This window comes from Escherichia sp. MOD1-EC6021 (assembly GCF_002965245.1).
GTDB classification, from domain to species: domain Bacteria; phylum Pseudomonadota; class Gammaproteobacteria; order Enterobacterales; family Enterobacteriaceae; genus Escherichia; species Escherichia coli_F.
Genome location: NZ_PTRU01000017.1, coordinates 32,958 through 56,509, shown reverse-complemented (window position 1 = coordinate 56,509; position 23,552 = coordinate 32,958). Strand labels below are relative to the sequence as shown.

Below are 23,552 nucleotides of genomic sequence, written 5' to 3'. Positions count from 1 at the left end.
TGTAAGCGTTATACTCGCAGCAATTCCTCATTTTTCAGACTTCATAAAGAGTCGCTAAACGCTTGCTTTTACGTCTTCTCCTGCGATGATAGAAAGCAGAAAGCGATGAACTTTACAGGCAATCCATAATGAAAAACGTGTTTAAGGCACTCACTGTATTACTTACTCTCTTCAGCCTGACGGGCTGCGGTCTGAAAGGTCCGCTCTATTTCCCGCCTGCAGATAAAAACGCACCGCCACCGACCAAACCGGTAGAGACGCAAACGCAATCCACGGTGCCGGATAAAAACGACCGCGCCACTGGCGATGGTCCATCCCAGGTGAATTACTAAAAGTCAGTTTCTGTACCCGCGTGATTGGAGTAAATGATGCAGTTCTCGAAAATGCATGGCCTTGGCAACGATTTTATGGTCGTCGACGCGGTAACGCAGAATGTCTTTTTTTCACCGGAGCTGATTCGTCGCCTGGCGGATCGGCACCTGGGGGTAGGGTTTGACCAACTGCTGGTGGTTGAGCCGCCGTATGATCCTGAACTGGATTTTCACTATCGCATTTTCAATGCTGATGGCAGTGAAGTGGCGCAGTGCGGCAACGGCGCGCGCTGCTTTGCCCGCTTTGTGCGCCTGAAAGGGCTGACCAATAAGCGCGATATCCGCGTCAGCACTGCCAACGGGCGGATGGTTCTGACCGTCACCGATGACGATCTGGTGCGCGTCAATATGGGCGAACCCAACTTCGAACCTTCTGCCGTGCCATTTCGCGCTAACAAAGCGGAAAAGACCTATATTATGCGCGCCGCCGAGCAGACAATCTTATGCGGCGTGGTGTCGATGGGAAATCCGCACTGCGTGATTCAGGTTGATGATGTCGATACTGCGGCGGTAGAAACGCTTGGTCCTGTTCTGGAAAGCCACGAACGTTTTCCGGAGCGCGCTAATATCGGTTTTATGCAAGTGGTTAAGCGCGAGCATATTCGTTTACGCGTTTATGAGCGTGGGGCAGGAGAAACCCAGGCCTGCGGCAGCGGCGCGTGTGCGGCGGTGGCGGTAGGGATTCAGCAAGGTTTGCTGGCCGAAGAAGTACGCGTGGAACTCCCCGGCGGTCGTCTTGATATCGCCTGGAAAGGTCCGGGTCACCCGTTATATATGACGGGGCCGGCGGTACATGTCTACGACGGATTTATTCATCTATGAAGCAACCAGGGGAAGAACTACAGGAAACACTCACGGAGCTAGATGACCGGGCGGTTGTCGATTATCTGATTAAAAATCCTGAGTTTTTTATCCGCAATGCGCGCGCAGTAGAAGCGATACGTGTGCCGCATCCGGTACGCGGCACCGTTTCATTGGTCGAGTGGCACATGGCCCGCGCACGTCATCATATTCATGTTCTGGAAGAGAACATGGCGCTGTTGATGGAACAGGCTATCGCCAACGAAGGCTTGTTCTATCGCTTACTTTACCTGCAGCGTAGTCTCACCGCCGCCAGCAGTCTCGACGATATGCTGATGCGTTTTCACCGCTGGGCACGCGATCTCGGCCTGGCAGGTGCGAGTCTGCGCCTGTTTCCGGATCGCTGGCGCTTAGGTGCGCCGTCGAACCACACTCATCTCGCATTAAGCCGTCAGTCTTTCGAACCGCTGCGTATTCAGCGTCTGGGGCAGGAACAGCACTATCTTGGGCCGCTTAACGGACCGGAGCTGCTGGTGGTGCTACCGGAAGCGAAAGCGGTGGGATCGGTGGCGATGTCGATGCTGGGAAGCGATGCTGATTTGGGTGTCGTGCTGTTCACCAGCCGCGATGCCAGTCACTATCAACAAGGGCAGGGAACGCAGTTACTTCATGAAATTGCGCTGATGTTGCCGGAGCTTCTGGAGCGTTGGATTGAACGCGTATGACCGATTTACACACCGATGTAGAACGCTACCTACGTTATCTGAGCGTGGAGCGTCAGCTTAGCCCGATAACCCTGCTTAACTACCAGCGCCAACTTGAGGCGATCATCAATTTTGCCAGCGAAAACGGCCTGCAAAGCTGGCAGCAATGTGATGCGGCGATGGTGCGCAATTTCGCTGTACGCAGTCGCCGTAAAGGGCTGGGCGCGGCAAGCCTCGCATTACGCCTCTCTGCGCTACGTAGCTTTTTTGACTGGTTGGTCAGCCAGAACGAACTTAAAGCCAACCCGGCGAAAGGTGTTTCGGCACCGAAAGCGCCGCGTCATCTGCCGAAAAATATCGACGTCGATGATATAAATCGGCTGCTGGATATTGATATCAACGATCCCCTCGCCGTGCGCGATCGGGCAATGCTGGAAGTGATGTACGGCGCGGGTCTGCGTCTTTCCGAACTGGTGGGGCTCGATATCAAACACCTCGACCTGGAGTCCGGTGAAGTGTGGGTGATGGGGAAAGGCAGCAAAGAGCGCCGCCTGCCGATTGGTCGCAACGCCGTGGCGTGGATTGAGCACTGGCTTGATTTGCGTGACCTGTTTGGAAGCGAAGACGATGCGCTTTTCCTGTCGAAACTGGGCAAGCGCATCTCCGCGCGTAATGTGCAGAAACGTTTTGCCGAATGGGGCATAAAACAAGGGCTGAATAATCACGTTCACCCGCATAAATTACGCCACTCATTCGCCACGCATATGCTGGAGTCGAGCGGCGATCTTCGTGGTGTGCAGGAGCTGCTGGGTCATGCCAACCTCTCCACCACGCAAATCTATACTCATCTTGATTTTCAACACCTTGCCTCGGTGTACGATGCGGCGCATCCACGCGCCAAACGGGGGAAATAATGCGTTTTTACCGGCCTTTGGGGCGCATCTCGGCGCTCACCTTTGACCTGGATGATACCCTTTACGATAACCGTCCGGTGATTTTGCGCACCGAGCGGGAGGCGCTGACTTTTGTGCAAAATTATCATCCAGCGCTGCGCAGCTTCCAGAATGAAGATCTGCAACGCCTGCGCCAGGCGGTACGGGAAGCGGAACCCGAGATTTATCACGACGTGACGCGCTGGCGTTTTCGTTCGATTGAACAAGCGATGCTCGACGCCGGGCTGAGTGCCGAAGAAGCCAGTGCAGGCGCACACGCGGCAATGATCAACTTTGCCAAATGGCGCAGCCGGATCGATGTTCCGCAGCAAACCCACGACACCTTAAAACAGCTGGCGAAGAAATGGCCGCTGGTGGCGATCACCAACGGTAACGCCCAGCCGGAGCTGTTTGGTTTGGGGGATTATTTTGAGTTTGTGCTGCGCGCTGGCCCGCACGGGCGCTCGAAACCGTTCAGCGATATGTACTTCCTGGCGGCGGAAAAACTCAACGTGCCGATCGGCGAGATCTTACATGTTGGGGACGATCTCACCACTGACGTGGGTGGGGCAATTCGAAGCGGAATGCAGGCCTGTTGGATCAGACCGGAAAATGGCGATCTGATGCAAACCTGGGACAGCCGTTTACTCCCGCATCTGGAAATTTCCCGGTTGGCATCTCTGACCTCGCTGATATAATCAGCAAATCTGTATATATACCCAGCTTTTTGGCGGAGGGCGTTGCGCTTCTCCGCCCAACCTATTTTTACGCGGCGGTGCCAATGGACGTTTCTTACCTGCTCGACAGCCTTAATGACAAACAGCGCGAAGCGGTGGCCGCGCCACGCAGCAACCTTCTGGTGCTGGCGGGCGCGGGCAGTGGTAAGACGCGCGTACTGGTGCATCGTATCGCCTGGCTGATGAGCGTGGAAAACTGCTCGCCGTACTCGATTATGGCGGTGACATTTACCAACAAAGCGGCGGCGGAAATGCGCCATCGTATCGGGCAACTGATGGGTACCAGCCAGGGCGGTATGTGGGTCGGCACTTTCCACGGGCTGGCACACCGTCTGCTGCGTGCGCACCATATGGACGCCAACCTGCCGCAGGATTTCCAGATCCTCGACAGCGAAGACCAGCTGCGCCTGCTTAAGCGTCTGATCAAAGCCATGAACCTCGACGAGAAGCAGTGGCCGCCGCGCCAGGCAATGTGGTACATCAACAGCCAGAAAGATGAAGGGCTGCGTCCGCATCATATTCAAAGCTACGGTAATCCGGTGGAGCAGACCTGGCAGAAGGTGTACCAGGCGTATCAGGAAGCGTGCGACCGCGCGGGCCTGGTAGACTTCGCTGAACTACTGCTACGCGCCCACGAACTGTGGCTTAACAAGCCGCATATCCTGCAACACTACCGCGAACGTTTTACCAATATCCTGGTGGACGAATTCCAGGATACCAACAACATTCAGTATGCGTGGATCCGCCTGCTGGCGGGCGATACTGGCAAAGTGATGATCGTTGGCGATGACGACCAGTCAATCTACGGCTGGCGCGGGGCGCAGGTGGAGAATATTCAGCGTTTCCTCAATGATTTCCCCGGTGCCGAAACTATCCGTCTGGAGCAAAACTACCGCTCCACTAGCAATATCCTGAGCGCGGCGAACGCCTTGATTGAAAACAACAACGGGCGTTTGGGTAAAAAGTTGTGGACCGATGGCGCGGACGGTGAGCCGATTTCCCTCTATTGCGCTTTTAACGAACTCGACGAAGCGCGTTTTGTTGTTAACCGCATCAAGACCTGGCAGGACAACGGCGGGGCGCTCGCCGAGTGCGCCATTCTCTATCGTAGCAATGCCCAGTCGCGTGTACTGGAAGAGGCGTTATTACAAGCCAGTATGCCGTACCGTATTTATGGCGGGATGCGCTTCTTCGAACGCCAGGAAATCAAAGATGCGCTCTCGTATCTGCGCCTGATTGCCAACCGTAACGACGACGCGGCCTTTGAGCGCGTGGTGAATACGCCAACGCGGGGTATTGGTGACCGGACGCTGGACGTGGTACGTCAGACATCGCGCGATCGCCAGTTAACACTCTGGCAGGCATGTCGTGAACTGTTGCAGGAAAAAGCCCTCGCCGGACGTGCTGCCAGCGCTTTGCAACGGTTTATGGAACTGATCGACGCCTTAGCGCAAGAAACTGCCGATATGCCGCTGCATGTACAGACTGATCGGGTAATTAAAGACTCCGGCCTGCGCACCATGTACGAGCAAGAGAAGGGCGAAAAAGGCCAGACGCGTATCGAAAACTTAGAGGAACTGGTGACGGCAACGCGCCAGTTCAGCTACAACGAAGAAGACGAAGATTTAATGCCGCTGCAGGCGTTCCTCTCCCATGCGGCACTGGAAGCAGGTGAAGGGCAGGCGGATACCTGGCAGGATGCGGTACAGCTGATGACGCTACACTCGGCGAAAGGTCTGGAATTCCCGCAGGTGTTTATTGTCGGTATGGAAGAGGGCATGTTCCCAAGCCAGATGTCGCTGGATGAAGGCGGGCGTCTGGAAGAAGAACGCCGTCTGGCCTACGTTGGCGTAACCCGCGCGATGCAGAAACTGACGCTGACCTACGCGGAAACCCGGCGTCTGTATGGCAAAGAGGTTTACCATCGCCCGTCGCGTTTTATTGGCGAGTTGCCGGAAGAGTGTGTGGAAGAGGTGCGCCTGCGCGCTACGGTAAGCCGTCCTGTCAGCCATCAGCGGATGGGTACGCCGATGGTTGAGAACGACAGCGGTTACAAACTCGGCCAGCGCGTACGGCACGCCAAGTTTGGTGAAGGGACTATCGTCAATATGGAAGGCAGCGGCGAACATAGTCGTTTGCAGGTGGCATTCCAGGGCCAGGGTATTAAATGGCTGGTGGCGGCTTACGCCCGGCTGGAGACGGTATAACGTTGCCGGATGCGGTGCTGCGCACCTTATCCGGCCTACAAAATCATGTAGATTCAATAAATTGCAATGTCATATAGGCCGGGTAAGGCGTTTACGCCGCATCCGGCATCTGCACCATATTCAGTGACACAAAACGGTTGTTTTAACTTTTCTGCTCGACGGAAATCATGGTAACAAAAGGATAGCGTTGCCACGGGATTGCCCCGCCTTTCACATACATATGTGAAATCGTGCCATCAAGATAAAGCAGTTGCTCAACGTTCAGTTTCGTTTTGGCATAACAGGCAAAATCATAAAAATTTGTCACCTGCTGGCTCAACAAAAACACGGCGTTCCCTTGTTTATTAATCCCAACACCGTTACGAATTTTGCGTGAGGCGACGTTGGGATGAATACGCGGATTAATGACGCCGTTTTCCATCAACATTGGCCCTGACTGCACCGCGAACTGAATCTCTTTACTGGTTTTAAAGGCATCCAGACGAACGATGCCGACTTTATCTCCCGCGACATAAAACACACCGCCAGGACGGATAAAGAAATGCCCTTCACCTGAAGCGAGATTTAACGCCACCTTCTGCTGACCGTTTTCGATGTACAAACCGAGCGGCGCATAGCTTTCATCATATATGCTGCCGTTCATCGCCATTTGCACCTGACCCTGGCTATTAATATCCGTCAGCAGCGCATGTAACGTTTCCCACGCTTCGCCATTGGCTTTTTGCCAGTACATTTTCACCCGCTCTGTTTGAGGATTAACGGTATACGCCTGTACGGTCAGTGTCGGATCTGATAGTGCGCAATCATCAGCGGCAACAGCAAACAAGGGAAGTAAGGTGAGGGCGAGAAAAATCCGTTTGAGATTCAAGGTGATCATTCCTTTACCAATGAGTAGCCGATGCGCCATTATAGGTCCTGGATGTGGGATTTTTTTATCCTGTTAGCGACCTTGACGAGTACCAAAAAGCGCGAAGTTCAACTATTGTTCTGTGGTGTTCTGTTGCGTGTTGACGGCAAAATTTTGCTGGCGTAACATGCGCGCACGATCACTCTAAGAGGACATTCGCCTTGGACACACCCAGTAGATACTGGCTCATTATCCTGTCATCCAGGATCAACTCCTAAGGCTATCCCTTTTTGCTGATAGCCTTAGCGGTTGTCAGCGACCTCAATTTTTCCCGTCGCGCTGAGTCAGGCTGTTTAATGGTCTGAAACCCAATTTGTTTCTGTGTGCCCACCGAACTGTCCGATATTTTAAGCATTGGGAGTCCCGGTCATGCTGAGCGCATTTCAACTGGAAAATAACCGACTGACCCGGCTGGAAGTCGAAGAGTCACAACCCCTTGTAAATGCAGTATGGATTGATCTTGTCGAACCGGACGACGACGAGCGACTGCGCGTACAATCTGAACTTGGCCAGAGCCTGGCAACCCGCCCGGAACTGGAAGACATCGAAGCATCGGCACGTTTCTTTGAAGACGATGACGGCCTGCATATTCACTCCTTCTTCTTCTTTGAAGATGCGGAAGATCACGCCGGTAACTCCACTGTGGCATTTACCATCCGTGATGGTCGTCTGTTTACTCTGCGTGAGCGTGAACTGCCCGCTTTTCGTCTGTATCGTATGCGCGCCCGTAGCCAGTCAATGGTGGACGGTAACGCCTACGAGCTGCTGCTGGATCTGTTCGAAACCAAAATCGAACAGTTGGCAGATGAAATTGAAAATATCTACAGCGACCTGGAGCAGTTGAGCCGGGTAATTATGGAAGGGCATCAGGGCGATGAGTACGACGAGGCGCTCTCCACGCTGGCGGAACTGGAAGATATCGGCTGGAAAGTTCGCCTGTGTCTGATGGATACCCAGCGCGCGCTCAACTTCCTGGTACGTAAAGCACGCTTACCGGGTGGACAACTGGAACAGGCGCGTGAAATCCTGCGAGATATCGAATCCCTGCTGCCGCATAACGAATCCCTGTTCCAGAAGGTGAACTTCCTGATGCAGGCGGCGATGGGCTTTATCAATATCGAGCAGAACCGCATCATCAAAATCTTCTCGGTGGTATCCGTGGTGTTCCTGCCACCGACGCTGGTCGCTTCCAGCTACGGGATGAACTTTGAGTTTATGCCGGAACTGAAGTGGAGCTTCGGCTACCCAGGCGCGATTATCTTTATGATCCTCGCGGGCCTGGCACCGTATTTGTACTTTAAGCGGAAGAACTGGTTGTAATATAAATGCCGGGTAAAGATTGTTCTTTATCCGGCTTATTGCTGAAAATTGTCTTTTTCAAAGTCATGCGGGTTGAACACTCGCTCTATCTTATTTTCCTGGGTTAGTTGATACTCATTGTTATCAGCAATAAAAAAATGAGTATTACGGTAAGGATATTCATTAATAACCATTAAATATTTTTTTACGATGCAATTATCATTGCTCTTAATCGTCGGGAAACAGTAGAGATCTTCATACGGCCCTTCGATATATTTTTTATAGTCAGTGAAGCCATTACCGATATCAATAACATACCAGGTATGCCAACTACCTTCTGGTAGGGGATTTTGACTTTTAATTTCATCCTGATGCTTCAGATACCAATTTATTTTATCGCTATCAGTCCATGGCAGATGATCAACGACCAGAAAGACTGAATTGCCAGCATCAGAGTATGTATACAAAATCTGTACAGGACGCAATGTCCATAAATTATAGATGCAGCATAGAAGAAATAAATATAATATAATTTTCTGGAGATTGCTTTTCATAGATAATTTTCGATTCTTTCGATAGTGTTAAAATTGGTGAAAAAAGGTTTGAAAGCAAAGTCTTTATGCCGTTGTAAAAAGAACCATATGCGAAAAAATCTATACTTGTTGTAAATCTTGTTTTTTATATCAGTCACATCCAAACCAAAGTGGTCTTGTGCTATGAAATGAATGGTAGCGCTCCAGCCCATAGGATATTTTTGAAAATTTAAAAGAGATATTTTTTGAGCTGAGATATCATGAATGCTGATTCCCAGGCCATTAAAATTATCTTTAAAATCATTGAATTTATTTAGTCTTGATGAAAGTAATTCGGTCTTAATCTTTTGTAGGAGAAGAGGCCGGTATCCTATCGTAGGTGTTGAAGAAATATCATTTTCGATACATTCTTTGATTACACGTATTGGGCTATTATAATCATATTTGTTTATTCGTTCATGAAAAGATAAGTTCAATTCCTGGCTATGGAAACTGTTGCCATTTCCATATCTAAAATGATCAATCAGATCCTGGGTGAGTGTTTTGTATTGTCCAAAAAAGGAAAACATTTTTGCCAGATCTTTCATTTCTGCAAATAAAATATCAATACATTCACTTTGTGATATTTTTGTTCCAGAAGTTGGAACACTAAAAGCACCATAAGTAGAATTCGGCCCAGGAAAATGGTATTTAATGAGGCGGTAAGGATCAACTTTTGCAGAGATGTCGCTTAAGCCGAGTGAGAGAAAATCTTGTTCTTCCATATCCCCATACTGCATATCATCAGCAGAAAAATCATCGAATAAAGTAATAGTTTCGAAAAGTGTACAGGGCATATTAATTGATGAGCCTAATATGTTGTTCATTTATATTCTCCTTTCTTATAATTAAGGGAAATGTTAATTTGATAAGAAATAATAGGGTAAAAAAAATTTAAAAAAGAAATGCACTTCACATTTTTCATTACATTCTGAAGAGAACTTGGTTAATGATTGGTCTTGCTCATCGCTAATAACATAATGCTGAATTTACCAAAAATGAAATTTATTAAAGCAAATGAAAATATACAACGACGTCTGGAAATTCTGCCTTTCCTTGTGTGAGTCTCCTGTCAGCATGGCAATATGCCCACTCTCATGCAAGAGTCGGCATATTTTTTCAGAATATATTTATTTGGACGTTCTACGCTGCGTATAAATCGCATCCATCACAAAAATTGCCAGCGCCACCCAAATAAAGGCGAAGGTCACCATCTTATCGGCACCCGGTTTTTCACCATAAAACGTCACAGCCAGCAGGAACATCAGCGTCGGGCCAATATACTGAAAAAAGCCTAACGTTGAGAGACGCAGGCGTGTCGCAGCCGCAGTAAAACACAACAGCGGTACGGTAGTGACAATACCGGCGGCGATCAGCAGTAAATTCAGCGACATCGGATTTTGCCCCATATGGCTGGTTGAGCTGTCGGCAATAGCAAACAGATAAATCGCCGCCACGGGCAGCAACCACATAGTTTCGATTAACATGCCGGTTTGCGCTTCAACAGCAATCTTCTTGCGTACCAGGCCGTAGAAGGCAAAACTAAACGCCAGCCCCAGCGCGATGATTGGCAGCGAACCAAAAGTCCAGAGCTGGACCAATACACCACATATCGCCAGAATCACCGCCAGCCATTGCATCCGGCGGAATCGCTCGCCGAGGAAAATCATCCCCAGCACAATGTTCACCAGCGGGTTAATAAAGTAACCAAGACTCGCTTCCAGCATATGGTGATTGTTCACCGCCCAGATAAACAGTAGCCAGTTGCCACCAATCAGCACGGCAGAGACTGCCAGCATGAAGATTTTCTTTGGTGTCTGAATCAGCGTTTTTAAATAGGACCACTGGCGGCAAATGCTCATCAGCACCACCATAAAGAAAAACGACCAGATCACGCGATGCGTCAGGATCTCATCGGCGGGCACGTAGTAAATCAGCTTGAAGTACGCTGGCGCAATACCCCAAATAAAATAAGCGGCAAGAGCGAGTAATACGCCCTGCCGCGTTTGTTTGGTGTCCATTGGCAAAACTCATTTTTTATTGGTAAAAGCAGTTTACCTGCTTTTACGTTATCAACCTACCATATAGGTGGCGGTGGCACTGGCTATATAAAGCTGTTCTTCATTGTGTAATTCAACGCGGGCGACGGCGACTTTATTGCCCGCACGCAACAGACTACTGGTAGCAGTAAAACGCTCACCCCTGCCTGGGCGCAGATAATCGACGCGAAGATCAATGGTCCCCATCCGCGATAGCCGCTGGCGCAGTTCATCTTCACTGATGGTTTCGTGGCGGGTTAAGGTACTTCCCACGCACACCAGACCTGCGGCGACATCCAGCGCCGACGCAATGACCCCGCCGTGCAAAATGCTTTGCGCCCAGTTACCCACCATCATTGGCTGATTTTTAAAGGCCAGCTGTGCGAACTCTTTTTCGTAACGCTCCAGTTCCATCCCCAATGCGCGGTTAAATGGCATGTGATAAACAAACATCTCACCCACTAATTTCAGGGCTTGTTCAGCGGTCAGTACGGCAGACATATCATCCTTACACTTCATTAGTTAATGAAATGTTGATTTTATGCTTCTTTTTTGTTGGTTTCTACTTTAGGAAGGGATAACTAACGGCAAAGGAGTTAAGTATGTAAAATAGCCCGCAGAAAAATATTCATCTAATCAATAATTCGTTACGGAGAACACGACCGATGCGGACTCTGCAGGGCTGGTTGTTGCCGGTGTTTATGTTGCCAATGGCAGTGTATGCGCAAGAGGCAACGGTAAAAGAGGTGCATGACGCGCCTGCGGTGCGTGGCAGTATTATTGCGAATATGCTGCAGGAGCATGACAATCCTTTCACGCTCTATCCTTATGACACCAACTACCTCATCTACACCCAAACCAGCGATCTGAACAAAGAAGCGATCGCCAGTTATGACTGGGCGGAAAACGCGCGTAAGGATGAAGTGAAATTCCAGTTGAGCCTGGCATTTCCGCTGTGGCGCGGAATATTGGGGCCAAATTCGGTGTTGGGAGCTTCTTACACGCAAAAATCCTGGTGGCAACTGTCCAATAGCGAAGAGTCTTCACCGTTTCGTGAAACCAACTACGAACCGCAATTGTTCCTTGGTTTTGCCACAGATTACCGCTTTGCTGGCTGGACGCTGCGCGATGTGGAGATGGGTTATAACCACGACTCTAACGGGCGTTCAGACCCGACTTCCCGCAGCTGGAACCGCCTTTATACCCGTCTGATGGCAGAAAACGGTAACTGGCTGGTAGAGGTGAAGCCGTGGTATGTGGTGGGGAATACTGACGATAACCCAGATATCACCAAATATATGGGTTACTACCAGCTTAAAATCGGCTATCACCTGGGTGATGCGGTGCTGAGTGCGAAAGGACAGTACAACTGGAACACCGGTTACGGTGGTGCGGAGTTAGGCTTAAGTTACCCGATCACCAGGCATGTGCGCCTTTATACCCAGGTTTACAGCGGTTATGGCGAATCGCTCATCGACTATAACTTTAACCAGACCCGTGTGGGTGTGGGGGTTATGCTGAACGACTTGTTCTAATGTGAGTTGATTGAAAGGCAAAACTGGAATCCAGCATCCAGGATTACCCTCTCAGAGACTAAAAGCATTGCAGTTTCTCGCGCAGGCGCTGAAAATAGCGCCTGTTTTTATTTCAGGCAATCGGGGTTAATGTGGCGCAGGCGGAAGTGTTGAATCTGGAGTCCGGGGCTAAACAGGTTTTACAAGAAACCTTTGGCTACCAACAGTTTCGCCCCGGCCAGGAAGAGATTATCGACACCGTACTTTCCGGTCGCGATTGCCTGGTCGTCATGCCCACTGGTGGCGGAAAATCCCTTTGCTATCAAATTCCTGCCTTACTGCTAAACGGTCTTACCGTGGTTGTTTCACCACTGATTTCGTTGATGAAAGATCAGGTGGATCAGCTACAGGCCAACGGCGTGGCGGCGGCGTGCCTTAACTCGACGCAAACCCGCGAGCAGCAGCTTGAAGTAATGACAGGCTGCCGCACCGGGCAAATCCGCCTGCTGTATATCGCGCCGGAACGCCTGATGCTGGATAACTTCCTTGAGCATCTGGCGCACTGGAATCCAGTGTTATTAGCCGTTGATGAAGCGCACTGTATCTCCCAATGGGGGCACGATTTCCGCCCGGAATACGCTGCCCTCGGTCAGCTGCGTCAGCGTTTTCCTACTCTGCCGTTTATGGCGCTAACCGCCACCGCCGACGACACCACGCGGCAGGATATCGTGCGCCTGCTGGGGCTGAACGATCCGCTGATTCAAATCAGCAGTTTTGATCGCCCGAACATTCGCTACATGCTGATGGAGAAATTCAAACCGCTCGATCAGCTGATGCGCTACGTGCAGGAACAACGCGGTAAGTCGGGGATTATTTACTGTAATAGTCGTGCGAAAGTAGAAGACACCGCCGCGCGTCTGCAAAGCAAGGGTATCAGCGCAGCGGCTTATCACGCCGGGCTTGAAAACGATGTCCGTGCGGACGTGCAGGAAAAATTCCAGCGCGATGACCTGCAAATTGTGGTGGCGACGGTAGCGTTCGGCATGGGCATCAACAAGCCTAACGTCCGCTTCGTGGTTCACTTTGATATTCCGCGCAATATCGAATCCTATTATCAGGAAACCGGACGCGCCGGGCGTGATGGCCTGCCCGCGGAAGCAATGCTGTTTTACGATCCAGCGGATATGGCGTGGCTGCGCCGTTGCCTGGAAGAGAAGCCGCAGGGGCAGTTGCAGGATATCGAACGTCATAAACTCAATGCGATGGGCGCGTTTGCCGAAGCGCAAACTTGCCGTCGTCTGGTGCTGCTGAACTATTTTGGCGAAGGGCGGCAGGAGCCGTGCGGGAACTGCGATATCTGCCTCGATCCGCCGAAACAGTACGATGGTTCAACCGATGCACAGATTGCCCTTTCCACCATTGGTCGGGTGAATCAGCGTTTTGGTATGGGTTATGTGGTGGAAGTGATTCGCGGTGCTAATAATCAGCGTATCCGCGACTATGGTCATGACAAACTGAAAGTCTATGGCATGGGCCGTGATAAAAGCCATGAACATTGGGTCAGCGTGATCCGCCAGCTGATTCATCTCGGCCTTGTGACGCAAAATATCGCCCAGCATTCGGCATTACAACTGACAGAAGCCGCACGCCCGGTGTTGCGCGGCGAATCCTCTTTACAACTTGCCGTGCCGCGTATTGTGGCGCTTAAACCGAAGGCGATGCAGAAATCGTTCGGCGGCAATTACGATCGTAAACTGTTCGCTAAATTACGCAAACTGCGTAAATCGATTGCCGATGAAAGTAATGTCCCGCCGTATGTGGTGTTTAACGATGCGACCTTGATTGAGATGGCGGAACAGATGCCAATCACCGCCAGCGAAATGCTCAGCGTTAACGGCGTTGGGATGCGCAAGCTGGAACGCTTTGGCAAACCGTTTATGGCACTTATCCGTGCGCATGTCGATGGCGATGACGAAGAGTAGTCAGCAGCATAAAAAAGTGCCAGGATGAAGACTCCGTAAACGATTTCCCCGCGAGTCAATTGTATGTTGATGTTATTCCTCACCGTCGCCATGGTTCATATCGTGGCGCTTATGAGCCCCGGTCCCGATTTCTTTTTTGTCTCCCAGACTGCCGTTAGCCGTTCGCGCAAAGAAGCGATGATGGGCGTGCTGGGCATTACCTGCGGCGTAATGGTCTGGGCAGGGATCGCGTTGCTTGGCCTGCATTTGATTATCGAAAAAATGGCCTGGCTGCATACGCTGATTATGGTGGGCGGTGGCCTGTATCTCTGCTGGATGGGTTATCAGATGCTGCGTAGCGCACTGAAAAAAGAGGTCGTTTCTGCGCCTGCGCCACAGGTAGAACTGGCAAAAAGCGGGCGCAGTTTCCTGAAAGGCTTACTGACCAATCTCGCCAATCCGAAAGCGATTATCTACTTTGGTTCGGTATTCTCGCTGTTTGTCGGCGATAACGTCGGCACTACTGAGCGCTGGGGCATTTTCGCGTTGATTATTATCGAAACACTGGCGTGGTTTACCGTCGTTGCCAGCCTGTTTGCCCTGCCGCAAATGCGCCGTGGTTATCAACGTCTGGCGAAGTGGATTGATGGTTTTGCCGGGGCGTTATTTGCCGGATTTGGTATTCATTTGATTATTTCGCGTTGATGCCAGACGCGTCATCAGAGTAAGTCGGATAAGGCGTTTACGCCGCATCCGACATTATTTTTCACGCATGCCTCGCCGATGCCAACAACGCTCCTACCAGCATAAACAGCGAGCCAAAAATCTTATTCAATGCCTTCATCTGTTTTGGCCCTTTTATCCATAATGCGATCCGTTGGGCGAGGGTGGCGTAACCGATCATCACAATAATATCGACCACAATAGTGGTGACGCCGAGCACGATATACTGCATCAGTTGTGGCTGTTGCGGCATGATGAATTGCGGAAATAACGCCGCCAGAAACACAATACTTTTGGGATTGGTGAGATTCACAAAAACTGCGCGCTGGAACAAATGTCGGCGCGATTGAGTAGAGGCCAGCGATTTAAGATCAATTGCGCCAGCAGCACGCCACTGCTGGATACCCAGCCAAATCAAATAAGCTGCTCCTGCCCACTTCAACACTTCAAACGCAATCACTGAGCGGGAGAATAGCGTACCCAACCCCACACCAACCAGCACAATATGAATCGCCAGTCCGGTCTGAAGCCCAGCAATAGACGCCATCGCACCACGATAACCGTGGTTGAGCGAGGTGGTCATGGTGTTGATTGCACCAGAGCCTGGCGACAGGCTTAAAATGATCGATGTCAGCAGGTAGGCAAACCACCATTCTAAGGTCATGATGAACTCCCGGTGTGTCTATTTTTGTGCCACAATACGCTACTGTCGAAGCGTTGTGTCAGGCACGCTTAAAAAAACGATTTTACGTGGTTTAAGAGGCAGATTACCCGATGTTTCAGCAGCAAAAAGACTGGGAAACAAGAGAAAACGCGTTTGCTGCTTTTACCATGGGACCGCTGACAGACTTTTGGCGTCAGCGTGATGAAGCAGAGTTTACTGGTGTGGATGACATTCCGGTGCGCTTTGTCCGTTTTCGCGCACAGCACCATGACCGGGTGATAGTCATCTGCCCGGGGCGTATTGAGAGCTACGTAAAATATGCGGAACTGGCCTACGACCTGTTCCATTTGGGGTTTGATGTCTTAATCATCGACCATCGCGGGCAGGGACGTTCCGGTCGCCTGTTAGCCGATCCGCATCTTGGGCATGTTAATCGCTTTAATGATTATGTTGATGATCTGGCGGCATTCTGGCAACAGGAGGTCCAGCCCGGTCCGTGGCGTAAGCGCTATATACTGGCACATTCGATGGGCGGTGCGATCTCCACGTTATTTCTGCAACGCCATCCAGGTGTATGTGACGCCATTGCGCTAACTGCGCCAATGTTTGGGATCGTGATTCGTATGCCGTCATTTATGGCGCGGCAGATCCTTAACTGGGCCGAAGCGCATCCACGTTTCCGTGATGGCTATGCAATAGGCACCGGGCGCTGGCGCGCGTTGCCGTTTGCTATCAACGTACTGACCCACAGCAGACAGCGATATCGACGTAACTTACGCTTCTATGCTGATGACCCAACGATTCGCGTCGGTGGGCCGACCTACCATTGGGTACGCGAAAGTATTCTGGCTGGCGAACAGGTGTTAGCCGGAGCGGGTGATGACGCCACGCCAACGCTTCTCTTGCAGGCTGAAGAGGAACGCGTGGTGGATAACCGCATGCACGACCGTTTTTGTGAACTCCGCACCGCTGCGGGCCATCCTGTCGAAGGAGGACGACCGCTGGTAATTAAAGGTGCGTACCATGAGATCCTTTTTGAAAAGGACGCAATGCGCTCAGTCGCGCTCCACGCCATTGTTGATTTTTTCAACAGGCATAACTCACCCAGCGGAAACCGCTCTACAGAGGTTTAAATTTCTTATGTACCAGGTTGTTGCGTCTGATTTAGATGGCACGTTACTTTCTCCCGACCATACGTTATCCCCTTACGCCAAAGAAACTCTGAAGCTGCTCACCGCGCGCGGCATCAACTTTGTGTTTGCGACCGGTCGTCACCACGTTGATGTGGGGCAAATTCGCGATAATCTGGAGATTAAGTCTTACATGATTACCTCCAATGGCGCGCGCGTTCACGATCTGGATGGCAATCTGATTTTTGCTCATAACCTGGATCGCGACATTGCCAGCGACCTGTTTGGCGTGGTCAACGACAACCCGGACATCATTACTAACGTTTATCGCGACGACGAATGGTTTATGAATCGCCACCGCCCGGAAGAGATGCGCTTTTTTAAAGAGGCGGTGTTCAAATATGCGCTGTATGAGCCAGGATTACTGGAGCCGGAAGGCGTCAGCAAAGTGTTCTTCACCTGTGATTCTCATGAACAACTGCTGCCGCTGGAGCAGGCAATCAACGCTCGTTGGGGCGATCGCGTCAACGTCAGCTTCTCTACCCTAACTTGTCTGGAAGTGATGGCGGGCGGCGTTTCAAAAGGCCATGCCCTGGAAGCGGTGGCGAAGAAACTGGGCTACAGTCTGAAAGATTGTATTGCCTTTGGTGACGGGATGAACGACGCCGAAATGCTGTCGATGGCAGGTAAAGGCTGCATTATGGGCAGTGCGCACCAGCGTCTGAAAGATCTGCATCCGGAGCTGGAAGTGATTGGTACTAATGCCGAAGACGCGGTGCCGCATTATCTGCGTAAACTCTATTTATCGTAATCGTTCTTTATTTGGTCAGTTGTCAACCTGATACTTCGCTACAATGGATACTCGTTAATCAAAGAGTTTTCCATTGTGGCGCTACTTATCATCACCACGATTCTGTGGGCCTTCTCCTTTAGCTTTTATGGCGAGTACCTTGCGGGGCACGTCGATAGCTATTTTGCAGTGCTGGTGCGCGTTGGCCTGGCGGCACTCGTGTTTCTGCCGTTTCTGCGTACCCGTGGCAATAGCCTGAAAACGGTTGGCCTGTATATGCTGGTGGGCGCGATGCAGCTTGGCGTGATGTATATGCTGAGTTTTCGCGCCTATCTCTACCTGACGGTCTCCGAGCTGTTGCTGTTCACCGTACTGACTCCGCTCTACATCACGCTGATTTATGACATCATGAGTAAGCGCCGTCTGCGCTGGGGCTATGCTTTTAGCGCCTTGTTGGCGGTGATTGGTGCCGGAATTATTCGCTATGATCAGGTCACCGACCACTTCTGGACCGGCCTGTTACTGGTACAACTCTCCAATATCACTTTTGCCATCGGCATGGTGGGTTACAAACGCCTGATGGAAACTCGTCCGATGCCACAGCATAACGCCTTTGCGTGGTTCTATCTTGGCGCGTTTCTGGTGGCAGTGATTGCATGGTTTTTGCTGGGAAATGCGCAGAAAATGCCGCAAACCACGCTGCAATGGGGCATTCTGGTGTTTCTTGGCGTGGTGGCCTCCGGAATTGGCTACTTTATGTGGAACTACGGCGCGACGCAGGTGGACGCCGGAACGCTGGGCATTATGAATAATATGCACGTTCCGGCAGGGCTGCTGGTTAACCTGGCTATCTGGCACCAACAGCCGCACTGGCCAACGTTTATTACAGGCGCGCTGGTGATCCTGGCCTCACTGTGGGTGCATCGTAAGTGGGTCGCTCCGCGCTCTTCACAAACGGCAGATGATCGCAGGCGTGATTGCGCGCTGAGCGAATAAACGCTTCTGTAATCGGCTGACGCTGCTCGCCATCGCGCACGGCGGCGTACAGTCGGCTCCACAATCCTTCGCCCAGGGTTTTGGTTACGACCAGACCCTGGCGCTCAAAACTCTCCACCACCCAATGCGGTAGCGCAGCGATGCCCATCCGCGCGGCAACCATCTGAATCAACAACAAGGTGTTATCGACGCTTTTCAGTGACGGGCTAACGCCTGCGGGCTGAAGAAAATGCCGCCAGACATCCAGTCGGCTACGCTGCACCGGATAAATCAACAGCGTTTCGCTGGCGAGGTCTTCCGGCGTGATTCGCGTTTTCGCCGCCAGTGGATGGTCAGGCGCTAACACCAGACGCACTTCATAATCGAACATCGGCGAATAATGCAGGCCACTGCGCGGCAGAATATCGGAGGTCATCACCAGATCCAGCTCACCCTGCTGCAACGCGGGCTGCGGGTCAAACGTCACGCCCGATTTAAAATCCATCTCCACCTGCGGCCAGTTCTTATGGAAATTTTCTAACGCGGGCGTCAGCCACTGAATACAGCTATGGCACTCAATGGCAATGCGCAGGCGCGTCTGCTGCGGTTCATTGCAGGCTTGCAGTGCCTGGCTGATTTGCGGCAGCACCTGATTCGCCAGTTGCAACAGGATTTCTCCCTGCGGTGTAAACCGAAGCGGCTGGCTTTTACGCACAAATAGCCGGAAGCCAAGGCGTTGTTCCAGATCGCTAAACTGGTGAGACAGGGCGGATTGCGTTTGATGCAACGTCGCCGCAGCGGCTGCGAGTGAGCCGCAGTTCCGCAACGCTTGTAGCGTTTTCAGGTGTTTTACTTCGATCATGAAAGTCCTTCACTTCGGCATGAATAATTTGCGCTTGAGGAATATACAGTAACCGCCAATTATGGATGTGTAAACATCTGGACGGCTAAATACTAAAAATTCCATAAGGGGCATATAATGACAATTCTTAATCACACCCTCGGTTTCCCTCGCGTTGGCCTGCGTCGCGAGCTGAAAAAAGCGCAAGAGAGTTATTGGGCCGGGAACACCACGCGTGAAGAACTGCTGGCAGTAGGGCGTGAACTGCGTGCTCGTCACTGGGATCAACAAAAGCAAGCGGGTATCGACCTGCTGCCGGTGGGCGATTTTGCCTGGTACGATCATGTACTGACCACCAGCCTGCTGCTGGGTAACGTTCCGGCGCGTCACCAGAACAAAGATGGTTCGGTAGATATCGACACTCTGTTCCGTATTGGTCGTGGACGTGCACCGACTGGCGAACCTGCGGCGGCAGCGGAAATGACCAAATGGTTTAACACCAACTATCACTACATGGTGCCGGAGTTCGTTAAAGGCCAGCAGTTCAAACTGACCTGGACGCAGCTGCTGGAGGAAGTGGACGAGGCGCTGGCGCTGGGCCACAAGGTCAAGCCCGTGCTGCTGGGACCGGTTACCTACCTGTGGCTGGGTAAAGTGAAAGGTGAACAGTTTGATCGCCTGAGCCTGCTAAACGACATTCTGCCGGTTTATCAGCAAGTGTTGGCAGAACTGGCAAAACGCGGCATTGAGTGGGTACAGATCGACGAACCCGCGCTGGTGCTGGAACTGCCGCAGGCGTGGCTGGACGCCTATAAACCCGCTTACGACGCGCTCCAGGGCCAGGTGAAACTGCTGCTGACTACCTATTTTGAAGGCGTAACGCCAAACCTCGACACCATTACTGCGCTGCCTGTTCAGGGTCTGCATGTCGATCTCGTACATGGTAAAGATGACGTTGCTGAACTGCACAAGCGTCTGCCTTCTGACTGGCTGCTATCTGCTGGTCTTATCAATGGTCGTAACGTCTGGCGCGCCGATCTTACCGAGAAATATGCGCAAATTAAGGACATTGTCGGCAAACGTGATTTGTGGGTGGCATCTTCCTGCTCATTGCTGCACAGCCCTATCGACCTGAGCGTGGAAACGCGTCTTGATGCAGAAGTGAAAAGCTGGTTTGCCTTCGCCCTGCAAAAATGCCATGAACTGGCATTGCTGCGCGATGCGCTGAACAGTGGTGACACGGCAGCTCTGGCAGAGTGGAGTGCACCGATTCAGGCGCGTCGTCACTCAACCCGCGTCCATAATCCGGCGGTAGAAAAGCGTCTGGCGGCGATCACCGCCCAGGACAGTCAGCGTGCGAATGTCTATGAAGTGCGTGCTGAAGCCCAGCGTGCGCGTTTTAAACTGCCCGCGTGGCCGACCACCACGATTGGCTCTTTCCCGCAAACCACAGAAATCCGTACCCTGCGTCTGGATTTCAAAAAGGGTAATCTCGACGCCAACAACTATCGTACGGGCATTGCAGAACATATCAAGCAGGCCATTGTTGAGCAGGAACGTCTGGGTCTGGATGTGCTGGTGCATGGTGAGGCCGAGCGTAATGACATGGTGGAATACTTTGGCGAGCACCTCGACGGGTTTGTCTTTACGCAAAACGGTTGGGTACAGAGTTACGGTTCCCGTTGCGTGAAGCCACCGATTGTTATTGGTGACGTTAGCCGCCCGGCACCGATTACTGTGGAGTGGGCGAAGTATGCGCAATCGCTGACCGACAAACCGGTGAAAGGGATGCTGACTGGTCCGGTGACCATTCTCTGCTGGTCGTTCCCGCGTGAAGATGTCAGCCGTGAAACCATCGCCAAACAAATTGCGCTGGCGCTTCGTGATGAAGTGGCCGATCTGGAAGCGGCTGGAATTGGCATCATCCAGATTGATGAACCGGCATTGCGCGAAGGTTTACCACTGCGTCGCAGCGACTGGGATGCCTATCTTCAGTGGGGCGTGGAGGCTTTCCGTATCAACGCTGCCGTAGCGAAAGATGACACGCAAATCCACACTCACATGTGTTACTGCGAGTTCAACGACATCATGGATTCGATTGCGGCGCTGGATGCTGACGTCATCACAATCGAAACCTCGCGTTCCGACATGGAGTTGCTGGAGTCGTTTGAAGAGTTTGATTATCCAAATGAAATTGGTCCAGGCGTCTATGACATTCACTCGCCAAACGTACCGAGCGTGGAATGGATTGAGTCCCTGCTGAAGAAAGCGGCAAAACGCATTCCGGCAGAGCGTCTGTGGGTTAACCCGGACTGTGGTCTGAAAACGCGCGGCTGGCCAGAAACCCGCGCCGCGCTGGCGAACATGGTGCAGGCGGCGCAGAATTTGCGTCGGGGATGATAATAAGAACGGAGGCGAAAGCCTCCGTGATTGATCAAACGGCGATATTTTCAGGAATCTCATCAATAATCCGGTTATATAAACAACCGATCTATTCGATTTCCACTTCAATGGTATCGCCATCTTTTAAAAATAACGGTGGCGTGCGTTTCTTCCCAACCCCGCCAGGAGAACCCGTTAAAATCACGTCGCCGGGGAATAACTGGCAAAAGGTGCTGATATAGGCAATCAGCTCTGGAACGCTGTGTATCATATTGAGCGTGTTTTCGTTTTGAACTTCCACGCCATTAAGACGCGTTTTGATACAAAGCGTATTGGGATCTTTAATTTCGTCACGCGTTACCAACCACGGACCGAATCCCCCGGTTGAGGGCCAGTTTTTCCCGGCGGTAAACCAGGCGTGTTGCCAGTCACGGGCAGAGCCATCCATATAGCAGCTATATCCCGCAATATGTTGCAGTGCATTGTCTGCTGAAATATTGCGCGCACCTTTTCCAATCACCAGTGCCAGCTCACCTTCATAGTCAAATTCCTGACTGGCTGCGGGTTTGATGATGTTTCCCATATGTCCACATTGCGAATCAGGGAAACGCACAAACAACGTCGGTGCCGGATCTTCTTCATCAAACTCCAGACGCTTCTCCTGATAGTTCATCCCAACACAAAGAATTTTTTGCGGATCGGGTATCAGCGGTAAAAAGGTGATGTCGTCCAGCGGATAGTTGATTTCCAGTGTGGCCAGGGTCGAAGGAGGAATATTTTCCAGTACTTCCAGAAATGACCGTAAGGTTGGGTATTGTGGAAAATGCAGCGTTAAATCCGTCACGCCGCTATCCTGGAGGATCCCATAACGATGGGCGTTATTGTGGGTAAAACTAACGAGTTTCATTAATAGCTCACGGGATAATCATCAGATAACAGGAGATCTGCAGGAAGGTGGGCCAGAAACCCGGTAGTCATCAGCAATCCATGCAGTTCGGGTATTACAATCAAAAGCCCATTGTGGTTATGACGCCACCACACTGGAAGCTATTTTGTTATGTGTGTCAGGTATTAAGGGACTTTTCAGGAGCAGAAAATTAATTGCGGATTTCTTAAATATTCTATGCACCACTGGCAGGCTTTGCCCATACCATCGGAACGAGCGGCAAGAAATAACTTGGTGGCGTGTTTATGTTCGCGCATTGGCTTTTTAAGCAATTTACCGCTGTTTAATAATGGCAATGCCAGATGATGTGGAATATAGCCAATACCGACGTTTTGTTCTATTAAGGCGATTGCCGTAGCGAAGTCAGGAACAAAAATGGGTTTTTGTCCTTCCAACAGCCAGGCTTGCATCGGGGGAAAGTTAACGGAGGTATCGCGGATACAAACCGCCGGATAATGACGCAATTCACTGTTTTCTAATGGATGCCGCTTCGCTGCCAGTGGGTGGAGTGGGCTGACGACAAAATCCCATTCCATTTGTCCGATCGGTTCGCTAATGATGCCTTCACTGCTTGGCACTGCATGAGGAGCACCGTAGACCAGATCGGCACGCTTACTGTACAGCGCATCCCAGCAGCCGTTGTATACCTCAAGATCAACCGTCAGCGTTGTTGATGTGAATTGCCGTTCAAAATCACGAATAAATGCCACCAGCAAATCACCAGGAATAATATTGTTCACAGCAATTGTCAGTTCACGTTCAATACCATCGTGAATCAACACTGTGTTGCGCTTTAACGCCTCCAGATCGCCCAAAATAGTTTTGCTATGTTCGATGAAATAACTCCCCGCCGGGGATAATTCAATATAGCGTCCCTTACGAATGAACAGCTCAACGCCCAGACTCTCTTCTGCTTTCTTAATGGTGTAACTGATGGCGGAAGGTACTTTATTTAACTGCTCGGCTGCGGTGGTAATGCTCTGGTGTCTGGCGACCAGATGAATAACACGAAGCGTTTCGTCAGAGATGAACATAAGGCTCCCTGGTCAGTGGTAAA

General features: G+C 51.3%; 24 protein-coding genes. 15 read left to right on the top strand and 9 right to left on the bottom strand.

Annotation, left to right across the window (positions count from 1 at the left end):
• The first annotated feature begins 128 nt into the window (after positions 1 to 128).
• From lptM to uvrD, 6 genes are all read left to right on the top strand, one after another.
• Positions 129 to 332: an LPS translocon maturation chaperone LptM gene (gene lptM / locus BEB54_RS18595; RefSeq protein ID WP_000799889.1), complete on the top strand. Its 204-nt coding sequence runs from the start codon at positions 129 to 131 to the stop codon at positions 330 to 332.
• Between the two features lie 36 nt (positions 333 to 368).
• Positions 369 to 1,193: a diaminopimelate epimerase gene (gene dapF, locus BEB54_RS18590; RefSeq protein ID WP_001160654.1), complete on the top strand. Its 825-nt coding sequence runs from the start codon at positions 369 to 371 to the stop codon at positions 1,191 to 1,193.
• A complete protein-coding gene (locus BEB54_RS18585) occupies positions 1,190 to 1,897 on the top strand; it encodes a DUF484 domain-containing protein (RefSeq protein ID WP_000812785.1) in 708 nt (235 codons plus the stop codon). The genes dapF and BEB54_RS18585 overlap by 4 nt, the downstream gene beginning before the upstream one ends.
• On the top strand, positions 1,894 to 2,790 hold the full coding sequence (xerC, locus tag BEB54_RS18580; protein ID WP_000130685.1) for a tyrosine recombinase XerC: 897 nt from the start codon (positions 1,894 to 1,896) through the stop codon (positions 2,788 to 2,790). The genes BEB54_RS18585 and xerC overlap by 4 nt, the downstream gene beginning before the upstream one ends.
• The gene (yigB, locus tag BEB54_RS18575) at positions 2,790 to 3,506 is read left to right on the top strand and encodes a 5-amino-6-(5-phospho-D-ribitylamino)uracil phosphatase YigB (RefSeq protein WP_001213584.1); all 717 of its coding nucleotides are present in this window, start codon (positions 2,790 to 2,792) and stop codon (positions 3,504 to 3,506) included. The genes xerC and yigB overlap by 1 nt, the downstream gene beginning before the upstream one ends.
• Positions 3,507 to 3,589: 83 nt before the next feature.
• Positions 3,590 to 5,752: a DNA helicase II gene (gene uvrD, locus BEB54_RS18570; protein WP_000383407.1), complete on the top strand. Its 2,163-nt coding sequence runs from the start codon at positions 3,590 to 3,592 to the stop codon at positions 5,750 to 5,752.
• 142 nt (positions 5,753 to 5,894) lie between these two features.
• Here the strand turns inward: uvrD and BEB54_RS18565 are convergent, their stop codons facing one another.
• Entirely contained in the window at positions 5,895 to 6,659 is a 765-nt protein-coding gene (locus BEB54_RS18565) for a phosphodiester glycosidase family protein (protein ID WP_105277622.1), read from the bottom strand.
• A gap of 161 nt (positions 6,660 to 6,820) precedes the next feature.
• Between BEB54_RS18565 and ysgD the strand changes: the two genes are divergently transcribed.
• Positions 6,821 to 6,877, top strand: a complete 57-nt coding sequence (gene ysgD, locus BEB54_RS29385) for a YsgD/CorL family protein (protein WP_212723238.1) — start codon at positions 6,821 to 6,823, stop codon at positions 6,875 to 6,877.
• A gap of 151 nt (positions 6,878 to 7,028) precedes the next feature.
• A complete protein-coding gene (gene corA, locus BEB54_RS18560) occupies positions 7,029 to 7,979 on the top strand; it encodes a magnesium/cobalt transporter CorA (RefSeq protein ID WP_000947159.1) in 951 nt (316 codons plus the stop codon).
• 35 nt (positions 7,980 to 8,014) lie between these two features.
• Here the strand turns inward: corA and BEB54_RS18555 are convergent, their stop codons facing one another.
• From BEB54_RS18555 to yigI, 4 genes are all read right to left on the bottom strand, one after another.
• A complete protein-coding gene (locus BEB54_RS18555) occupies positions 8,015 to 8,512 on the bottom strand; it encodes a DUF943 family protein (RefSeq protein ID WP_105277621.1) in 498 nt (165 codons plus the stop codon).
• On the bottom strand, positions 8,509 to 9,357 hold the full coding sequence (locus tag BEB54_RS18550) for a YPO3983 family protein (protein WP_001059681.1): 849 nt from the start codon (positions 9,355 to 9,357) through the stop codon (positions 8,509 to 8,511). The genes BEB54_RS18555 and BEB54_RS18550 overlap by 4 nt, the downstream gene beginning before the upstream one ends.
• Positions 9,358 to 9,660: 303 nt before the next feature.
• Positions 9,661 to 10,551 carry an EamA family transporter RarD gene (rarD, locus tag BEB54_RS18545; protein ID WP_000379995.1) on the bottom strand — a complete coding sequence of 297 codons (891 nt, stop codon included), beginning with the start codon at positions 10,549 to 10,551 and terminating at the stop codon, positions 9,661 to 9,663.
• 51 nt (positions 10,552 to 10,602) lie between these two features.
• Entirely contained in the window at positions 10,603 to 11,070 is a 468-nt protein-coding gene (gene yigI, locus BEB54_RS18540) for an acyl-CoA thioesterase YigI (RefSeq protein ID WP_001277142.1), read from the bottom strand.
• Between the two features lie 164 nt (positions 11,071 to 11,234).
• Between yigI and pldA the strand changes: the two genes are divergently transcribed.
• The 3 genes from pldA to rhtC all read left to right on the top strand — a co-directional run bounded on the left by pldA (position 11,235) and on the right by rhtC (position 14,749).
• Entirely contained in the window at positions 11,235 to 12,104 is an 870-nt protein-coding gene (pldA, locus tag BEB54_RS18535) for a phospholipase A (RefSeq protein WP_001259701.1), read from the top strand.
• 131 nt (positions 12,105 to 12,235) lie between these two features.
• Positions 12,236 to 14,065, top strand: a complete 1,830-nt coding sequence (gene recQ, locus BEB54_RS18530; protein ID WP_000035580.1) for an ATP-dependent DNA helicase RecQ — start codon at positions 12,236 to 12,238, stop codon at positions 14,063 to 14,065.
• A 63-nt stretch (positions 14,066 to 14,128) separates the two neighbouring features.
• On the top strand, positions 14,129 to 14,749 hold the full coding sequence (gene rhtC / locus BEB54_RS18525; RefSeq protein WP_000928844.1) for a threonine export protein RhtC: 621 nt from the start codon (positions 14,129 to 14,131) through the stop codon (positions 14,747 to 14,749).
• 61 nt (positions 14,750 to 14,810) lie between these two features.
• On the opposite strand, the gene rhtB is transcribed toward rhtC, so the two are convergent.
• A complete protein-coding gene (gene rhtB, locus BEB54_RS18520) occupies positions 14,811 to 15,431 on the bottom strand; it encodes a homoserine/homoserine lactone efflux protein (RefSeq protein ID WP_000171696.1) in 621 nt (206 codons plus the stop codon).
• Between the two features lie 110 nt (positions 15,432 to 15,541).
• Between rhtB and pldB the strand changes: the two genes are divergently transcribed.
• From pldB to bioP, 3 genes are all read left to right on the top strand, one after another.
• Positions 15,542 to 16,564, top strand: a complete 1,023-nt coding sequence (gene pldB / locus BEB54_RS18515; protein WP_000487644.1) for a lysophospholipase L2 — start codon at positions 15,542 to 15,544, stop codon at positions 16,562 to 16,564.
• A 7-nt stretch (positions 16,565 to 16,571) separates the two neighbouring features.
• Positions 16,572 to 17,372, top strand: coding sequence for a sugar/pyridoxal phosphate phosphatase YigL (yigL, locus tag BEB54_RS18510; RefSeq protein WP_000285353.1), 801 nt, complete (start codon positions 16,572 to 16,574; stop codon positions 17,370 to 17,372).
• Between the two features lie 75 nt (positions 17,373 to 17,447).
• On the top strand, positions 17,448 to 18,347 hold the full coding sequence (gene bioP, locus BEB54_RS18505) for a biotin transporter (RefSeq protein WP_001196238.1): 900 nt from the start codon (positions 17,448 to 17,450) through the stop codon (positions 18,345 to 18,347).
• On the opposite strand, the gene metR is transcribed toward bioP, so the two are convergent.
• Positions 18,235 to 19,188: an HTH-type transcriptional regulator MetR gene (gene metR / locus BEB54_RS18500; protein ID WP_000573618.1), complete on the bottom strand. Its 954-nt coding sequence runs from the start codon at positions 19,186 to 19,188 to the stop codon at positions 18,235 to 18,237. The genes bioP and metR overlap by 113 nt on opposite strands.
• A 117-nt stretch (positions 19,189 to 19,305) precedes the next feature.
• Between metR and metE the strand changes: the two genes are divergently transcribed.
• Positions 19,306 to 21,567: a 5-methyltetrahydropteroyltriglutamate--homocysteine S-methyltransferase gene (gene metE, locus BEB54_RS18495; protein ID WP_105277620.1), complete on the top strand. Its 2,262-nt coding sequence runs from the start codon at positions 19,306 to 19,308 to the stop codon at positions 21,565 to 21,567.
• Positions 21,568 to 21,658: 91 nt separating this feature from the next.
• Here the strand turns inward: metE and BEB54_RS18490 are convergent, their stop codons facing one another.
• Both BEB54_RS18490 and BEB54_RS18485 read right to left on the bottom strand, forming a co-directional pair.
• The gene (locus tag BEB54_RS18490; protein ID WP_105282246.1) at positions 21,659 to 22,456 is read right to left on the bottom strand and encodes a fumarylacetoacetate hydrolase family protein; all 798 of its coding nucleotides are present in this window, start codon (positions 22,454 to 22,456) and stop codon (positions 21,659 to 21,661) included.
• 176 nt (positions 22,457 to 22,632) lie between these two features.
• The gene (locus BEB54_RS18485) at positions 22,633 to 23,529 is read right to left on the bottom strand and encodes a LysR substrate-binding domain-containing protein (RefSeq protein WP_105277618.1); all 897 of its coding nucleotides are present in this window, start codon (positions 23,527 to 23,529) and stop codon (positions 22,633 to 22,635) included.
• Positions 23,530 to 23,552 lie beyond the last annotated feature (23 nt).

Bases quoted from the DNA above. Each gene is read 5' to 3' on its own strand.
- uvrD (WP_000383407.1), top strand. From the start codon at position 3,590: ATGGACGTTTCTTACCTGCTCGACAGCCTTAATGACAAACAGCGCGAA.
- xerC (WP_000130685.1), top strand. From the start codon at position 1,894: ATGACCGATTTACACACCGATGTAGAACGCTACCTACGTTATCTGAGC.
- BEB54_RS18485 (WP_105277618.1), bottom strand. From the start codon at position 23,529: ATGTTCATCTCTGACGAAACGCTTCGTGTTATTCATCTGGTCGCCAGA.
- rhtB (WP_000171696.1), bottom strand. From the start codon at position 15,431: ATGACCTTAGAATGGTGGTTTGCCTACCTGCTGACATCGATCATTTTA.
- rhtC (WP_000928844.1), top strand. From the start codon at position 14,129: ATGTTGATGTTATTCCTCACCGTCGCCATGGTTCATATCGTGGCGCTT.
- pldB (WP_000487644.1), top strand. From the start codon at position 15,542: ATGTTTCAGCAGCAAAAAGACTGGGAAACAAGAGAAAACGCGTTTGCT.
- yigL (WP_000285353.1), top strand. From the start codon at position 16,572: ATGTACCAGGTTGTTGCGTCTGATTTAGATGGCACGTTACTTTCTCCC.
- BEB54_RS18555 (WP_105277621.1), bottom strand. From the start codon at position 8,512: ATGAAAAGCAATCTCCAGAAAATTATATTATATTTATTTCTTCTATGC.
- dapF (WP_001160654.1), top strand. From the start codon at position 369: ATGCAGTTCTCGAAAATGCATGGCCTTGGCAACGATTTTATGGTCGTC.
- lptM (WP_000799889.1), top strand. From the start codon at position 129: ATGAAAAACGTGTTTAAGGCACTCACTGTATTACTTACTCTCTTCAGC.
- metE (WP_105277620.1), top strand. From the start codon at position 19,306: ATGACAATTCTTAATCACACCCTCGGTTTCCCTCGCGTTGGCCTGCGT.
- corA (WP_000947159.1), top strand. From the start codon at position 7,029: ATGCTGAGCGCATTTCAACTGGAAAATAACCGACTGACCCGGCTGGAA.
- metR (WP_000573618.1), bottom strand. From the start codon at position 19,188: ATGATCGAAGTAAAACACCTGAAAACGCTACAAGCGTTGCGGAACTGC.
- BEB54_RS18490 (WP_105282246.1), bottom strand. From the start codon at position 22,456: ATGAAACTCGTTAGTTTTACCCACAATAACGCCCATCGTTATGGGATC.
- rarD (WP_000379995.1), bottom strand. From the start codon at position 10,551: ATGGACACCAAACAAACGCGGCAGGGCGTATTACTCGCTCTTGCCGCT.
- BEB54_RS18565 (WP_105277622.1), bottom strand. From the start codon at position 6,659: ATGGCGCATCGGCTACTCATTGGTAAAGGAATGATCACCTTGAATCTC.
- pldA (WP_001259701.1), top strand. From the start codon at position 11,235: ATGCGGACTCTGCAGGGCTGGTTGTTGCCGGTGTTTATGTTGCCAATG.
- BEB54_RS18550 (WP_001059681.1), bottom strand. From the start codon at position 9,357: ATGAACAACATATTAGGCTCATCAATTAATATGCCCTGTACACTTTTC.
- yigB (WP_001213584.1), top strand. From the start codon at position 2,790: ATGCGTTTTTACCGGCCTTTGGGGCGCATCTCGGCGCTCACCTTTGAC.
- yigI (WP_001277142.1), bottom strand. From the start codon at position 11,070: ATGTCTGCCGTACTGACCGCTGAACAAGCCCTGAAATTAGTGGGTGAG.
- BEB54_RS18585 (WP_000812785.1), top strand. From the start codon at position 1,190: ATGAAGCAACCAGGGGAAGAACTACAGGAAACACTCACGGAGCTAGAT.